Source organism: Erwinia sp. MMLR14_017, assembly GCF_033657285.1.
Classification (GTDB): Bacteria; Pseudomonadota; Gammaproteobacteria; order Enterobacterales; family Enterobacteriaceae; genus Erwinia.
The window spans coordinates 24,097-38,641 of record NZ_JAWVWP010000012.1; the positions used below are offsets into that span (position 1 = coordinate 24,097).

15 protein-coding genes and 1 pseudogene are annotated in these 14,545 nt (G+C 52.4%); 5 read left to right on the forward strand and 11 right to left on the reverse strand.

The genetic code is table 11. The features are described from left to right. The first annotated feature begins 6 nt into the window (after positions 1–6). The gene (locus SD961_RS17740) at positions 7–1,131 is read left to right on the forward strand and encodes a S8 family serine peptidase (protein WP_318791662.1); all 1,125 of its coding nucleotides are present in this window, start codon (positions 7–9) and stop codon (positions 1,129–1,131) included. A gap of 63 nt (positions 1,132–1,194) precedes the next feature. Here SD961_RS17740 and idnD read toward each other — a convergent pair whose 3' ends face one another. The 8 genes from idnD to SD961_RS17780 form a co-directional block, all read right to left on the reverse strand. After that, entirely contained in the window at positions 1,195–2,259 is a 1,065-nt protein-coding gene (gene idnD, locus SD961_RS17745; RefSeq protein WP_318791663.1) for an L-idonate 5-dehydrogenase, read from the reverse strand. Between the two features lie 16 nt (positions 2,260–2,275). Further along, positions 2,276–2,830 carry a GNAT family N-acetyltransferase gene (locus SD961_RS17750; protein ID WP_318791664.1) on the reverse strand — a complete coding sequence of 185 codons (555 nt, stop codon included), beginning with the start codon at positions 2,828–2,830 and terminating at the stop codon, positions 2,276–2,278. A gap of 78 nt (positions 2,831–2,908) precedes the next feature. Next, positions 2,909–3,184: a hypothetical protein gene (locus SD961_RS17755; protein ID WP_318791665.1), complete on the reverse strand. Its 276-nt coding sequence runs from the start codon at positions 3,182–3,184 to the stop codon at positions 2,909–2,911. A 132-nt stretch (positions 3,185–3,316) separates the two neighbouring features. Then, positions 3,317–4,462, reverse strand: coding sequence for an NADH:flavorubredoxin reductase NorW (gene norW / locus SD961_RS17760; protein WP_318791666.1), 1,146 nt, complete (start codon positions 4,460–4,462; stop codon positions 3,317–3,319). A gap of 4 nt (positions 4,463–4,466) precedes the next feature. Next, positions 4,467–5,936: an anaerobic nitric oxide reductase flavorubredoxin gene (gene norV / locus SD961_RS17765; protein WP_318791667.1), complete on the reverse strand. Its 1,470-nt coding sequence runs from the start codon at positions 5,934–5,936 to the stop codon at positions 4,467–4,469. Positions 5,937–6,144: 208 nt separating this feature from the next. Then, a complete protein-coding gene (locus SD961_RS17770) occupies positions 6,145–6,501 on the reverse strand; it encodes a DUF1971 domain-containing protein (RefSeq protein WP_318791668.1) in 357 nt (118 codons plus the stop codon). A gap of 13 nt (positions 6,502–6,514) precedes the next feature. Then, on the reverse strand, positions 6,515–6,748 hold the full coding sequence (locus SD961_RS17775) for a DUF2526 family protein (protein WP_318791669.1): 234 nt from the start codon (positions 6,746–6,748) through the stop codon (positions 6,515–6,517). Between the two features lie 3 nt (positions 6,749–6,751). After that, positions 6,752–7,009, reverse strand: coding sequence for a hypothetical protein (locus SD961_RS17780; RefSeq protein WP_318791670.1), 258 nt, complete (start codon positions 7,007–7,009; stop codon positions 6,752–6,754). A 151-nt stretch (positions 7,010–7,160) separates the two neighbouring features. On the opposite strand from SD961_RS17780, the gene norR reads away from it, so the two are divergent. After that, entirely contained in the window at positions 7,161–8,681 is a 1,521-nt protein-coding gene (norR, locus tag SD961_RS17785) for a nitric oxide reductase transcriptional regulator NorR (RefSeq protein ID WP_318791671.1), read from the forward strand. A 106-nt stretch (positions 8,682–8,787) separates the two neighbouring features. Here the strand turns inward: norR and SD961_RS17790 are convergent. Next, positions 8,788–8,874 (reverse strand): annotated as a pseudogene (locus SD961_RS17790) (resolvase); the annotation flags it as partial. A 199-nt stretch (positions 8,875–9,073) separates the two neighbouring features. Between SD961_RS17790 and SD961_RS17795 the strand changes: the two are divergent. After that, positions 9,074–9,760, forward strand: coding sequence for an N-acetylmannosamine-6-phosphate 2-epimerase (locus SD961_RS17795; RefSeq protein WP_318791774.1), 687 nt, complete (start codon positions 9,074–9,076; stop codon positions 9,758–9,760). Between the two features lie 92 nt (positions 9,761–9,852). Here the strand turns inward: SD961_RS17795 and SD961_RS17800 are convergent, their stop codons facing one another. Continuing rightward, the gene (locus SD961_RS17800) at positions 9,853–10,746 is read right to left on the reverse strand and encodes an SDR family oxidoreductase (protein WP_318791672.1); all 894 of its coding nucleotides are present in this window, start codon (positions 10,744–10,746) and stop codon (positions 9,853–9,855) included. A 355-nt stretch (positions 10,747–11,101) separates the two neighbouring features. Here SD961_RS17800 and SD961_RS17805 point away from each other — a divergent pair, with 355 nt between their 5' ends. Both SD961_RS17805 and SD961_RS17810 read left to right on the forward strand, forming a co-directional pair. Beyond that, positions 11,102–11,311 carry a DUF2767 family protein gene (locus SD961_RS17805; protein ID WP_318791673.1) on the forward strand — a complete coding sequence of 70 codons (210 nt, stop codon included), beginning with the start codon at positions 11,102–11,104 and terminating at the stop codon, positions 11,309–11,311. A 142-nt stretch (positions 11,312–11,453) separates the two neighbouring features. Beyond that, positions 11,454–11,846 carry a NirD/YgiW/YdeI family stress tolerance protein gene (locus SD961_RS17810; protein WP_318791674.1) on the forward strand — a complete coding sequence of 131 codons (393 nt, stop codon included), beginning with the start codon at positions 11,454–11,456 and terminating at the stop codon, positions 11,844–11,846. A 91-nt stretch (positions 11,847–11,937) separates the two neighbouring features. Here the strand turns inward: SD961_RS17810 and SD961_RS17815 are convergent, their stop codons facing one another. After that, positions 11,938–14,349, reverse strand: coding sequence for a membrane-bound PQQ-dependent dehydrogenase, glucose/quinate/shikimate family (locus SD961_RS17815; RefSeq protein WP_318791676.1), 2,412 nt, complete (start codon positions 14,347–14,349; stop codon positions 11,938–11,940). Between the last annotated feature and the right edge of the window lie 196 nt (positions 14,350–14,545).

Sequence of the window (14,545 nt, forward strand, 5' to 3'; positions counted from 1 at the left end):
CGCTCAGTGAATGCAGAACAGGCGTGGTGTCATCTGAATGGCTATGGCCGTGAGGAAATCATCATCGCGTTTGCGGATGATGGTTGTCAGATGGACGTTGTCGCCTCAAGAGCTGACAATAAATTTGCGGCAGCCGCCTTCCTGGAGCAGGGCAGACTGATTTATGCCACTCCGCAAGAGATTAAAACGCAGATGTTTATTCCTGGCTACCGCCACGGAACCGCACTTGCCGGGCTGATCGCTGGCGCTGTGAATGCAGATCGTCCGGTGGGGGTTGCTCCGGGATGTCGTTTGTTGCCTGTGCGCTGGGAGTACGACAAACGATTTCACATCACCTTGCAGGGTTTTCACACTATTCTTACGGCGCTGGAAGATAAAATAGATATTTTTATCAACACTTGGGCCAGCCTGCCACATATGAAATTCCCGGATAAGACTATCAGTCTGATACGTGAATTGTCCCGGTGCGGAGGTCGGCGCGGCAAGGGCATCCTTTTTATCTGGGCGGCTGGAAATTCGGGATGTCCTATCCACTTTCAGGCAGACTCGCCTGTACCTTATGCAGGGTATGTGGAGAATAACGTATTCTGTGATGGGCGGTATTCCGCTGTATTTACACACTCCTTGTGTAATATTGAAAATGTGCTGACTGTTGCGGCTGTTAATCTTTATGGTCGCCGCGCTCACTACTCAAGTTACGGACCAGGCATTGCCCTGTGTGCTCCCTCAAACAACCGACACTGCTTTGATGCATTTCCTTTCAGTGAGCCGGGCTTAACTACACGCTCAGGTGATATCGGGGGGTACACCCATAATTTTAAAGGCACTTCCGGCGCAGCCGGACTGGTAGCCGGGGTTGCAGCACTGACGTTAAGCGCGAACCCACAACTAAATGCCTGTGAACTGGCTGACATACTGCGTTGCACTGCAGCCAGGGATCTTGACTGCCGGCCTTATGAGGAACACCGTTATCCTGCACCAGGCTCTGCCGCTGGTGAGGTAACAGATTTGCCTCTGTTTCCGTTCCGACATGGGGGATTCGATTCCTGTGGATGGAGCCCCTGGTTCGGCTACGGTCTGGTTGATGCCGAACAAGCGGTCACTGCAGCGCTGGCTATGGATAAACGTTAGTAGGGTACCATAGCTTACCCATACCAACATGGCCTGCTGGATAACTCTTTATAAATTAAATCCTTAGCTTGTACCACTTGGGACAGAGCTAAAGGTTATCTGGACTTTGGCAGCCTGACTTTTGTCGCAGGCCATTTGCAGCGCGCTGACCACCTCCTGCTGCGGGTAGACGGCAGAGAGCAGGGGCAGCGGGTTGATGCGGCCGCTTTCCAGCCAGCGCACCGCAATGGCAAACTCGTTGATAAAACGGAAGGAGCCAGCCAGCTCAATCTCCTTCACCAGCAACAGACCGAGCGGAAAGTCGAGAGAAGCCGCACCCATCCCCAGCTGCACAATGCGGCCTTTCGGACGGGTGAAACCTACAGTGGAGGCGATGGCAGCAGGCGCGCCAGAGGCTTCAAAACAGAGATCAAAATAGCCGCCATTCTCCTGCCATTTGCCGGTAGTCTCCCCATCCGTGGGATCAACAGCCTTTGAGGCGCCCATAGCAAGCGCCAGCGTGCGGCAGCGTTCGCTCATGTCGGTGGCAACAATCTCAGAGGCGCCAGCGGCAAAAGCGGAAGCGATCACCAGGCAGCCGATAGGGCCGGAACCGGTCACCAGCACTCTCTTGCCCACCAAATTCCCCGCCTGATGCACGGCGTGAAGAGCAACGGCCAGAGGTTCGGCAAAGGCGATAACTCTGGCATCGGCCTCTTCAGCATAAGGAACACACTGCTCAGGACGGACAGCAACGTAGCTGGCAAAGCCGCCCTGAACATGCGGGAAGAACTGTGCGCTCCCCATAAACTTCATGGTGCGGCAGTGATTCTGTTTACCGGCCAGACAAAATTCGCAGTGATTACAGGGGCTGGAGGGATTAATGGCTACGCGCTGGCCAATTTTCAGCGTACTGTTCGCTGGCGCTTCCGCAACCTGGCCGATGAATTCATGGCCGAGGATCATCGGCTCTTTCAGAACGGACATACCTGCGCGGCCGTGCTGGTAATAGTGAATATCTGATCCACAGATCCCGCCGCGCTCCACTTTTACCAGCACCTGATCGTCAGAGTATTCCAGCGTTCGCGACTGATTGCTGACTTCCAGCGCCGCGCTGACCACGGTGGCAGTGACTTGTTGCTGCTTCATGACTCCTCCTCAGGGCTTAAACGGTTCCTGCTCTACCTGAAAGCGTAGTCGAGGTAACAGGAAGCGTGGTATCACCTGCACCCAGCGTACACTGCATCATGACAGTATCCAGCCAGCGGCCATGCTTGAAGCCAACCGACTTCAACACGCCGGTCAACTGGAATCCGAGCGCGCGGTGCAGTGCCAGGGATGCCGCATTTTCGCTGTTGCCAATAATGGCCACCACCTGACGAAAACCGTCAGCTTCCGCAAGGTTAAGCGCTTTACCCAGCAGTGCACGCCCGATACCGCGACCGGCTGCCCCCGGATGCAAATAGATGGAGTCTTCAAGGGTAAATCGGTAAGCGTAGCGGGGACGGTAGGGCGCAAGGTAGCAGTACCCCAGCACCCGATCTGCTTCCAGCGCGACCAGCCAGTAGCCGCCGCTCTGCAAAACGTTGCTCAGCCTCAACTGCATCTCTTCTGCCGTTGGCGGCTCTGTTTCAAACGTGGCCAGGCCGTGTTCAACGTGCCAGGCATAAATCTCTGCTATTCCTGCAATATGATCCGGGTGCGCCTGCGTTATTTCCATTATTTTCTCGTAGTTGGTGATGCTATGCCTCTCCTGCCGCTGAATCATTCAGAGCAGGTATGGCCGTTGGTCTTTCGGCTAATGTGTTGTGACGGGCGTGACTTTTATCCCCTCAGCAGGCAGCCAATGATTCCACATTTCCCAGAACACCTCTGCAACGACTTCCTTGAGAGCTTGAGGACGGAACTCAATACCTTTATATGCCGAACCTATCTTTGCATCAATCCGCGCATCGCGTTCATTGGTGCCGAGATTCATAATAAAAAAATCACAATTCATCGTTAACCAGATGATCCTGCCGCAGGTGCAGGAGGAGGGGTTGTGAAGCGTAATGTCTGCTGTAGTGATGTTCATAGTAAGGTTATCCCGGTAATTAAAAGGGAGATAAGGCCGACGATGCACCGGCCTGTATTTATCGACGCAACCCGCTATTTCAGGATCAGAACCGCCATCCTGCTGCTGATTTCGCCAGGCTACTTTTGCGGGCTAAGCTGTAGCGTTTAGCTTAATTTCTTTGAGCATACTGAATGCCAGCTTTAAATGGTCTTCACTGACCACAAAGGCCCGGAAGATGTCGTTTCTGTCATATCCTTTTGCGATAAGGCCAGCGGGAGATATCGCTATCTCCCATCGGTAAGCAGGATTAGCCGGGTCGCCTGCAAGATGAAGAGGCAGATCGGGCGTTTTAACGTTAATAAGCAGGGTGGGCAGGGTGAGCTTTGCTGCACTACCGGTCAGGTTCCTGGCAAGGGTCATCGCTGCGAGTGTGGCCGGTTGCAGATAGGGCATCAGTTTTCCCCCGATTTCTGCACAGTCACCCAATGCATAAACATCGGCAGCCGATGTTGCGAGCGTCTCATCGACGACAATGCCATGACGCACCTCAATGCCCGCAGCGCGCGCAAGCGTAAGATCCGGGCGTAAGCCGATGGCACACACAACGGCATCAAAAGTTCTCTTCAGCCCATTGCTGAATGAAGCCTGCAGGGCGTCCTGATGTCGGGAAAGTTCACTGAGTTCATTTCTGAAGACGAACTCAACACCGTTGTTCATTAAACGGTTCTGCAGACGGGCAGCGATCTCCGGCGGCAGCAGCGCCGACAACAGACTACTGCTGCGATCCACTACCGTCACAGATTTACCCGCGCGGCTAAAGTCCATCGCAAGTTCTGTTCCGATAAGTCCACCGCCGATCATCAGTACCCGCTTAGCCTCAGCCAGCCCGGCCTGGTACCTGCGGTATTCCTGCTGACTGTTCAGCGTGCAGATTAAATCACTGCCCTTTACGGTCGGAACGATAGCCTGAGCACCGGTGGCCAGCACCAGCTTGTCATAGCGGAAGTCGCCAGCGGAGGTTTTGACGACATGCGCTGCGGTATCAATTGCACTTACAACGGTATAAGGGTGCAACATGATGCGCTGACTTTCAGCCCACTCTGCCGCCGTCTGCCGCGTCAGTGCATCAGCATCACAACCCCTGGTGAAAACATGACTTAGCTCGGGCTTACTGTATTCATCACAGCTGTCGGCAGCGAAGAGACGAACCGGCACGTTTTTATCCAGAGAGCGTAAGTTTTTGATCAGCTGCCGGGCCGCGAAGCCGGAGCCAATAACAACAATTTCTGCTGACACAACGTTAGCCCTCGCAGGGATCGAACACGGATTTACCCAGCGCGCATCCGGGACATAAGAAATCATCGGGAACTTCTTCCCACGGGGTTCCTGGCGCGACGTTCTGATCTGGCTCGCCCTCTGCCGGATCGTAAACCCACTGGCAGACCGTACAGATCATTTTCTGCCCGAGTGCTTCGCCCGCTTCAACCACGCTAACTCCATTACCGTTAGCGGGCGCAGCGGCTGCCATAGCGGCGGCGCTGTTATCTGCTATCGGGACTGGCGCAGGAAGTGGCGATAGCGCCCAGTCACGGGCGATTTTACGGCCATGCTCCCGGCACGTTTCCAGAGCGGAAAGATCGGGGCGCCACTTGGTTTTGAGGGCGATGGTCATATCAAAACCGGCATCCTGCAGACGGGTCGCCACACGATCTACCGCACCGCCCGTCCAGCCATAAGAGCCGAAGGCAGAGGCGCGTTTATTGCGGAATTTCAGGCCGGTCATCTCTTCAAGCATCCCCGCAATTTTTGGCATCATCACGTTATTCATGGTGGATGATCCCACCAGGATGCCTTTAGAGCGGAAGCAGGAGGTGATAATTTCGTTTTTGTCATGGCTTGAGACGTTGTAAACCTTCACGGCGACACGCGGGTCGATTTCCCGGATACCCTGGGCAATCGCTTCTGCCATCCTGCGCGTATTGTCAGACATGGCATCATAGAAAAGGGTGATTCGGTCTTCCTGGTAATCGGCAGCCCATTTCAGGTAAAGCTCAATAATCTGTGCAGGATTATCGCGCCACACAACGCCGTGGGAGGTAGCAATCATGCTGACCGGCAGGTTGAAACCGAGAATTTCGTTAATTTTCGGCGTAACCAGGCGGGCAAAAGGGGTAAGAATATTGGCAAAGTAGCGCTGACACTGGTCAAACAATTCGTTCTGGTCAACTTCATCGTTGAACAGATGTTCATCGCAATAGTGCTGGCCAAAAGCGTCATTACTGAACAGCACGGCATCTTCAGTGATGTAGGTCATCATGCTGTCAGGCCAGTGCAGCATCGGCGTTTCAACGAAGATAAGCTTTTTACCGTTACCGATATCGAGTGAATCACCGGTTTTAACAACGTTGAAATTCCATTCAGGATGATGATGATGCCCGTTGATGGAGTCGACGCCGTTTGCCGTGCAGTAAACCGGGGTTCCCGGGATCAGCGCCAGCAGTTCAGCAAGTGCGCCAGCATGATCTTCTTCCGCATGGTTAATCACGATGGCATCAATGGTTTTAAGATCGATTTCTTCCGCCAGATTGTTAACGAAATCGGTGCGGAATCTGAGATCAACGGTATCGATAAGGACATTTTTTTCTTCGCGGATCAGGTAGCTGTTATAACTCGTCCCGCGCTGCATTTTGTATTCTTTACCGTGAAAATGCTCAACTTCCCAGTCTCTTTTACCTACCCAATAAATGTTTTTTTTAACGTGAATATTCATCTGATGCCCTTTTAGCGTAAATTGATTTCACGTAAGGGTTTGCATTAAGTGTGCCAGTTTTTAATTAGTTGATTTATATGCAATTTCACAAAATTAATTGTCTGTTTAACAAAGATTATTTTTGTTATAAATACAATGCTTTGTTTTAATGACAATGATTGCTGCATAAAAAAACCCGCCGAAGCGGGCATCCTTCATGCGGTTGTTATTATGATGCCGGGATATTGACTTCTCGTTCAAATCCCTCTCCCTCCAGTATTTCATCCGGAGCGGCAAAAAAATCGATATTGAAGTAGGTGTCATCACTCTGAAGCTTGATGTAATGCCAGTATTGCGGCGGGCTGATGCCAAATTCTCCTGCCATGATGGTAAGTTCTGTTTCGTGCTGCTGATCGTGTTCACTGGCGAAACCATAATATGTTACGGCGCCGCGCATAACTGAAAGCCTGCCGTAAACGCCTTTTTTAGTGTTGTGATGCTTCAGGAGCGCTTTTGGCACGCTCTCTTTATTCCAGAAAGGGGTTGAACGGGTATGGATAAAATTTTCAGGGATGTGATAAGTCATTACAGATCTCCTGTTAACGAATGATGCCGCCGTGGGTAAGCCAGTTACGGCGCTGTTCGGCCAGCTCTTCTTTCTCGCTGGTGTGTCTGAAAACGGCCAGACGCAGGCGTTGTTGCTGCTCAAATCGCTGCTCACGCGTGAGCCTGTGATCGTCGCTCAGCTCACACAAAAGCACATTCATATCGCGGATCACATTCTTCCGGATGGCGGCATTCACCGCTTCAACGATTTCATCTATGTGTGTCATCTTTTACCCTTGAGTATGTAGCTGTTGCAAAATAAGCGCGCCGGCGACCAGCAGAGATAAAGGCGTGTAGGGGATATCCAGTTCCACCCAGGCTTTTCGTCCCTGATATTCAGTTTCGAAACGGAGGCGATCCGGCGCGCCTTGTTTATATTTCAGGGCTGGACCCCGGCGGTAACCGCCAAAGGCCGCCCACCTCAGCGCCCTGGCGGCACAGGCAATTTGGTCCGCATTAAGCGATGCAGCGGTTTTGGGATTGAACATTTTCATGCTCCTCAAGTGGATTATCTGACCAGATACTGCATATTACGTGCCATTGATTAAGTTATTGATCTTTATCAGCAGCACCAAAGGTAAGTTGTTATATATACAATATCGTTATTGTTATAAAAACAATTCATGTAAAGGTGACAATATGACGTTATCTGTCGGGACGCTGGCTTCACTTGCTGTCGATATTCAGAATGGTGTGCGCGGCCGCGATCGTTTTATGCGGATGATTAACAGTATCCACAGCGCGTTAGGCTGTGATGCGACTGCGCTTTTACGTTATGAAAATCAACAATTCCGGCCACTGGCCACAGCGGGTCTGGCACCGGATGTGCTGGGCCGACGGTTCAGCCTTGAAGCCCATCCGCGGCTTGAAGCCATTGCGCGCGCCGGCGATGTGGTGCGCTTTCCCGCTGAGAGTGATTTACCCGATCCCTATGACGGACTTATTCCTGAACAGGGCGATTTGCATGTCCATGCGTGCGTTGGCATGCCTCTTTTTTCGGGACAAACGCTGATCGGCGCTCTGACCCTGGACGGCATGAACGCCACCCAGTTTGATAATTACAGCGATGAAGAATTACGGGTTCTGGCAAGCCTCACTGCGGGCGCGCTGAACAACGCATTACTTGTTGAACAGCTGGAAAAACCAGCCTCTTCATTTACTCCACAGCCACACCGGCCGGAAGAAAATGAGGAGGTTGAAATTATCGGGAAGTCAGCGGCATTAACTCATCTGAAAAAAGAAATAAGTGTAGTCGCCCCCTCTGATTTAAGCGTACTGATAATGGGCGAAACCGGCACCGGCAAAGAACTTATCGCCCAGGCTGTTCACCGACAATCACACCGCGCTGCACAGCCCATGATCTATCTGAATTGCGCAGCGTTGCCGGAAAGCGTGGCGGAAAGTGAACTGTTTGGCCACGTTAAGGGGGCTTTCACCGGGGCTATACATGACCGGCCAGGAAAGTTTGAGCTGGCGGATAAAGGGACGCTATTTCTGGACGAGATAGGGGAGTTGCCGCTGGCTCTTCAGGCCAAACTGTTACGCGTGCTGCAGTATGGCGATCTACAACGGGTTGGTGAAGATAAGCCACTTACTGTAGATGTGCGGATTATCGCAGCCACTAACCTGAATATGCGCATGGCCGTTACGGAGGGTAAATTCAGGGCCGATCTCTATCACCGACTGAGCGTCTTCCCTCTGTTTGTACCGTCGCTTAATGAACGTCGCGACGATATTGTGTTACTGGCTGGCTACTTCTGTGAAAAGTGTCGGGTTAAATTTGGCCTGATTAGCGTCGCGCTTAGCCCTGCCTTCAGCGCTATGCTTGAAGCAGCAGAGTGGCCGGGAAATATTCGCGAGCTGGAACATACCCTCTATCGCGCGGTAATCATCGCGCAGGCAGAGTCGCACAGCGGTGAAATCATTCTGCTTCCCCATCATTTCAATTCAGAGGGCGGCAAGACTGTTTATTCCGCGCCGGTCAATTCACAAAAGAGAATGCCAGAGATGAGCTTGCATGATGCGACCCGTCAGTTTCAGTACGATTACATCAAACAAGCGTATGAGAGCAGCGGTCGGGTGTGGGTCAGAGCTGCGCGGAAGCTTGAAGTTGATCCTGGCAATCTCCACAGGCTGGCCGTGAAACTTGGTCTCAAATAAACACAGAAGAATTACCTGATACGTGGAGTAGTATTGCTCTTATCCCGGTTGATAAATGCTGTTCTGACCTTGAGGCTTGCTGGTTAGCCATCTTATATTTTGCTTGCCGGAACAGCGCCTGGCTACGGCAAATCTGCGAAAGCGTGTATCCCGTTGCGTCTGCCGTTTCACGGATAGTGCGTTTCCTTACCTGCCCACGCTGCCCGCATGTTCTGAGCTAAATATCCCTGCTTTCGTCTTTGTGTCATACACTATAAGTCACCTCGTTTTACCGCAAGACCTGAATGTTACCAGCGGCTTAAGATGATGCTTATCTTCGCACTTTTACAGACTCCGCTGGCGACCCGTACTACGAACGAAATTAAAAAGAGATCAGCCCTGTGAAACTGTCGATGCTTGATGCGGTAAAAGGAAAATTAATCGTCTCCTGTCAGGCGCTGGAAGAGGAGCCTCTGCACAGCGACTTTATTATGAGCCGGATGGCGCTTGCCGCCCAGGCTGGCGGCGCGGCTGGTATTCGCGCCAACAGTCCAGTGGATATCAGGGCGATAAAACAGAGTGTTGATCTGCCGGTTATTGGGATTCTGAAACGCAACTATCCCGACTGTGATGTCTATATCACCGCCACGATGCGGGAAGTGGATGAACTGACGATCGCCGAACCGGAAGCGATCGCCCTGGATGCCACTTCTCACGCCAGGCCGGATGGCGTATCGCTCTCTCATCTGGTAATGCAGATCCGCCAGCGCTATCCCCGGCTGTTACTGATGGCCGATATTGCTACCGTGGCTGAGGCAGAAACAGCTTCTTCACTGGGTTTTGACTGCATTGGCACCACGCTTTATGGCTATACCCGTGAAACGGCAGGCAAACTGCTGCCGGATGATGATTTTGCTTTTCTTCGCGCGGTACTAAGCGTGGTGAATAAGCCAGTTATTGCCGAAGGCAATATCAGCACCCCGGCGATGATGGCGCGCTGCCTGCAACTTGGCGCGCATGCGGTGGTGGTAGGCGGCGCGATAACGCGTCCACAGCAAATTACCGCCCGCTTTGTTGAAGCGTTACCCTCACAAACCTGAATTCATCCGGCAGAAATCGCAGGCTGCTTAAAGACATAAAAAAGCCCCCCATTCGGGAGGCTCTCTTTCAGACTGCCAGTGAGATTCACGGATTACAGCGTGCCTGTGCCGCCATCGGTGCACCAAACCTGCCCGGAAGTGTAGCTGCTCTCGGTAGAAGCCAGCGTCACGTAGAGCGGGGCGATTTCTGCAGGCTGTCCGGGGCGGCCCAGCGGGGCAGAGGCACCAAACTGTTTTACTTTTTCCTGAGGCTGACCGCCGCTTGACTGCAACGGTGTCCAGAATGGGCCTGGCGCTACCGCATTAACACGAATGCCTTCTTCACCCAACTGTTGCGCCAGGGATTTAGTGAAGGCAACGATACAGGCTTTAGTTTGCGCATAATCCAGCAGAATATCGCTGGGCTGATAAGCCTGGACGGAAGAAGTATTAATTATGGAGGCACCGCGCGGTAAATAATCTACTGCTGCTTTAGTGATCCAGAACATGGCGTAAACATTGGTTTTAAATGTCGCATCAAAATCTTCAGTGCTTAAGGTACGGATAGATTCATTAAACTGCTGACGGCCGGCGTTATTAACCAGAATATCCAGACCGCCCAGCCTGGTTGCCGCTTCTTTTACCAGGGTCTGGCAGAAAGCTTCGGTACGAATATCGCCCGGAATGGCAAAAGCTTTACGTCCTTCAGCTTCAATCAGCTTAATAACTTCAGCCGCATCAGACTCTTCTTCAGGAAGATAATTAATAGCGACATCGGCCCCTTCACGGGCATAAGCAATAGCTACCGCGCGACCAATACCGGAGTCACCGCCGGTGATCAAAGCCTTACGCCCCGCAAGGCGGCCAGAACCACGATAGGACGTTTCGCCATGATCGGGTACGGGGATCATTTTACTTGCCAGGCCTGGCACCGGCTGTGGTTGCTCCGCAAATGGCGGTGCAGGATAATCCACGGATAAGAGAGATTTTTTATCGTTGCTGGACATATATAGCTCCTTCTTTATTCATTCGAGTAGCAATAAGCCTGGCACAATTGTGAGGTTTGTCACATATAAACGTAAAAAAAATCGCGCTGCGCCAAATATTTTTTCCTGCGCCGACCACTGGAAAATAATTCATTCTCCAAAGTGCGACTTCTGAAGGTAGTTATTTTATACAGAGCGGTTCAGGCCGGTGTGGAAGAGAAAAGAACAACGGCTATAATATTTTTCGGGCCTGATTTTTGCGTGGTGGTAATAAAGGTTAAGTAAGTTTTACAAAGAGTGTTGCTGCTTGTTTACTCTCTGATTATTTGCCAGGGTCAGGTAATAACGGTGTGAAAAACGGTAAAAAGGAACAGCTATGAAACGTGATGTGCTGAGTGAAGAGTATTATGACGAAGTCTGCCGGGTTATTGGTGATGCGGTCATTGTACTGGCGGAAAGCGGATATAATACCCACCGCGAAGTGCTGACCAATCTCTTAATGAAAACCCGACATGACCGCGCCGACGCGGACAGGGATGAGCAGAAGGTTCTTGAGCACGCTATACGTCTGATTAAACCAGAATGACGGAGAGCCTTGCTGGTCGCCTGACGTACCGGCAGCTCTTTTAACCCGAGCGGGTTATTTTATAAGGAAAATTTCCGCCGGTGTGCCAGGCTTAAAGGAGACACATCGAGCAGGGCATAGCCTGAGACATTAAGGAGACAGAATGAAAAAGATGCTGGCACTGGCCGCAATACTTGCCTTCACGGGCCATGCGATGGCTGCGGAAGGGGGATTCAAAAGTGGTGAAACACCGCCTCCGGTTCATAAAAAAGATGCCGGTTATAAAGGCTCTGAAGATACCGGAGAAAGCACAATCCACTCCCTGTTCTCACAGCGTGACAATGCCTGGGTTACCGTTGAAGGCTACTTGATCAAAAAGACTGATGACAAGAGTTACATCCTGCGCGACGACACCGGCAAAATTACCCTTAAGGTGCCGACGCCAGCCTGGGACGGTAAAGAGTACACCTCAAAAGATATGATCAGGGTAAGCGGATTTGTGAAAGGCAAAGGGGATGCGCGTTATCTTCAGGTACAGAGAGTTGAAAAACCTTAAACCTGGCCAGACTGCTGTCTGACCTGTGCTATACAATTATTGAAAGCCCTGTGGCGTTAAAACCACAGGGCTTTCTGGTTTCTGACCCGCTCTAATGAGCAGGCAAGGCGTAGGCCATTACTGCATCTCCGGAAGGTGTACCCAGACCGCCATGGCCACCCGCGGCGATGACCACGAACTGCCTGCCATCGCTGCCGGTATAGGTCATCGGCGTCGCCTGACCGCCTGCCGGCAATCTTGCCCGCCAGAGTTCCCGTCCGCTGCGCTCGTCGAAAGCACGCAGGTAGTCATCGGCCGTTGCGCCCATAAAGATCAGGCCACTACCGGTAATCACGTTTCCACCCATCATAAAAATACCCGTAGGTAGCGGGGCGTTAGTATGCGTGCCAAAGATGTTCATATCTCTGGTGGTGCCCGCTGGCCTTTCCCAGGCAATTTTGCGGGTAGTCAGATCAATCGCCACCAATTTGCCCCACGGCGGGGCGCTGCATGGCGCGCCGAGCGCGGAAAGCCAGGGCTTAACAATCGCCGCCCAGGGCGTGCCATATTGCGGCCCGACGGCGAACTCTTTGGGTTTAGGGTAAGCCTGTTTGCTGCCCCAGCCAGCCCAATCCTTCATCAGGCCCTGTTGTTTGGCCTCGCTGGCTTTCATCATTTCCATGGTGAAAGGGATATAGCTGGTATTAGCAATCAGCAGGTGCCGTTGCGGATCTACCGACGCACCGTACCAGTCCATCACACCGTCAAAGGCCGGATAGGCAATGGAGGTGCCTTCAGCTGGCGGCGTATACTGCCCCTGATAGCGATAACGATGAAACTGAATGCGGCAGAGAAGCTGATCCACGGGCGTTGCTCCCCACATATCGCTCTCTTTCAGATCGGGTGGCGAGAGGTTGGGCATGCCAACTGAATCTGGCTGTGTAGGTGACAAATGTTCTCCTGGCAGGGCTGGCGAAGTAGCTACCGGCTTCTCAACGACCTGCGCCAGCGGTTTACCTGTTTCACGATTCAGCAGGAACAGCTGGCCCATTTTGGTGGTCTGTACCAGTGCAGGAACGGTGGCACCTTTGCCATCGGGCAGATCTACCAGCGTGGGGCCAATGGGAAGATCGAAATCCCAGACATCGTGATGCACCATCTGATAATGCCAGCGCTCCTCACCGGTATGGATATCCAGTGCGACCAGTGAAGTAGAGTATTTTTCATCGAAGGGACGACGTTTGCCGCCAAAATAGTCGGGCGTGGCGTTCCCAAGCGGGATATAGATCAACCCCAGCTTCTCATCTGCTGTATAGGTTCCCCAACCGTTAGGCGTCCCGCGGGTGTAAGTTTCGCCCGGTTTCAGCGGCGCATTTTGTGGCGTTCTGCCCATATCCCAGGCCCAGGCGAGCTTTCCGGTTTTGACGTCGTAAGCCCGCACCACCCCGGAAGGTTCACCCGTTGACTGATTATCATAAATCCAGCCTCCCAGCACGATCTTGCCATCCATAACCATCGGCTGAGAGGTGATAAAGTGAAAACCAGGCGGTACTTCGCCCATCCGATCGGTCAGGCTCACAAAGCCGTTCTGACCAAAAGAGGCGCAGGGCTTGCCCGTTTCCGCATTCAGCGCCACCATCCTGGCATCGCTGGTTGTGGTAATGATTTTGTCAGGGCAGGTGGTGTCAGTCAGCTCCTGGCTCCAGGCGACCCCACGGCAGGCGAGATATTCATTGGCTGAAGTATCAGCCTGAGGATCAAACTTCCAGCGCTGTTTTCCGGTAGTAGCATCCAGAGCGATAACCTGACGATGCGGCGTACAGATAAAAAGGGTGTTGTTGACCTTGATTGGCGTGACTTCAAAATTGAACTCTCTGCCAGCTTTGTCTTCCCCTTTGCGCATGACGTCGCCGGTATTGAACTGCCAGGCGGGTTTTAGCTCACTGACGTTAGCTGGCGTGATCTGCTCCAGCGCCGAGAAACGCTGTCCCGCCGGGTTATGCCCATAATATTTCCAGTCGGAATTTTTCTCTGCCGCCGTCAGAACATCACCGGTTGAGGCGGCTGGAACAGGGTGAAGATGCACAAAGCGCGTGTCGGTCACGTGCCAGCCGGTATAGACGATCAGCCCAATAGTCAGCACGTAGAACATGCCCGCGAGCGTCCCGCTGCGAGCCTGGTTTCGGGTTGCCATCACCTGGCGTGTTACCCAGGGCAGACTTACCCAGATGCCCAGCAGCGACAGCGCAAACAGGCGCGGCATCAGTTGCCAGCCATCCAGACCCACTTCCCACAGTGACCAGCCCAGACAGATCAGATAAGTCAGCAGATAGAGCCAGATACCCGCTGCACGCCTGCGGAGAATAAAGAAACCGCTGAGCAAGAAGCCTGCGCCAAAAAGAAGATACCAGAGGCTGCCGCCAAGCACAGCCAGCCAGCCTCCCAATAACAGAAAAGCCAGCCCGAACAGACCGACAACTATCCCGGTAATTGAAGACCAGGAAAAGAGAGATTTTTTTGTCATGCTTTGTCAATTTAAGTAGTAAAGGGTAAATCAAGCGTATGCGGTAAGCGACAGAAAGGTGGAAGAAGATGGCCGCAACAGGGCGTAAAGTCATAAATAGTTGATTAACAACAATATAATAATTAAAGATTATTGTCTCAAAGTTTTACTGCCACGAAAAATCCAGGTACTCTTCTGGAAGGAGATGTTCCCTCTC

Bases quoted from the DNA above. Each gene is read 5' to 3' on its own strand.
- idnD (WP_318791663.1), bottom strand. From the start codon at position 2,259: ATGAAGCAGCAACAAGTCACTGCCACCGTGGTCAGCGCGGCGCTGGAA.
- SD961_RS17750 (WP_318791664.1), bottom strand. From the start codon at position 2,830: ATGGAAATAACGCAGGCGCACCCGGATCATATTGCAGGAATAGCAGAG.
- SD961_RS17755 (WP_318791665.1), bottom strand. From the start codon at position 3,184: ATGAACATCACTACAGCAGACATTACGCTTCACAACCCCTCCTCCTGC.
- norV (WP_318791667.1), bottom strand. From the start codon at position 5,936: ATGAATATTCACGTTAAAAAAAACATTTATTGGGTAGGTAAAAGAGAC.
- SD961_RS17770 (WP_318791668.1), bottom strand. From the start codon at position 6,501: ATGACTTATCACATCCCTGAAAATTTTATCCATACCCGTTCAACCCCT.
- SD961_RS17775 (WP_318791669.1), bottom strand. From the start codon at position 6,748: ATGACACACATAGATGAAATCGTTGAAGCGGTGAATGCCGCCATCCGG.
- SD961_RS17780 (WP_318791670.1), bottom strand. From the start codon at position 7,009: ATGTTCAATCCCAAAACCGCTGCATCGCTTAATGCGGACCAAATTGCC.
- norR (WP_318791671.1), top strand. From the start codon at position 7,161: ATGACGTTATCTGTCGGGACGCTGGCTTCACTTGCTGTCGATATTCAG.
- SD961_RS17795 (WP_318791774.1), top strand. From the start codon at position 9,074: ATGCTTGATGCGGTAAAAGGAAAATTAATCGTCTCCTGTCAGGCGCTG.
- SD961_RS17800 (WP_318791672.1), bottom strand. From the start codon at position 10,746: ATGTCCAGCAACGATAAAAAATCTCTCTTATCCGTGGATTATCCTGCA.
- SD961_RS17805 (WP_318791673.1), top strand. From the start codon at position 11,102: ATGAAACGTGATGTGCTGAGTGAAGAGTATTATGACGAAGTCTGCCGG.
- SD961_RS17810 (WP_318791674.1), top strand. From the start codon at position 11,454: ATGAAAAAGATGCTGGCACTGGCCGCAATACTTGCCTTCACGGGCCAT.
- SD961_RS17815 (WP_318791676.1), bottom strand. From the start codon at position 14,349: ATGACAAAAAAATCTCTCTTTTCCTGGTCTTCAATTACCGGGATAGTT.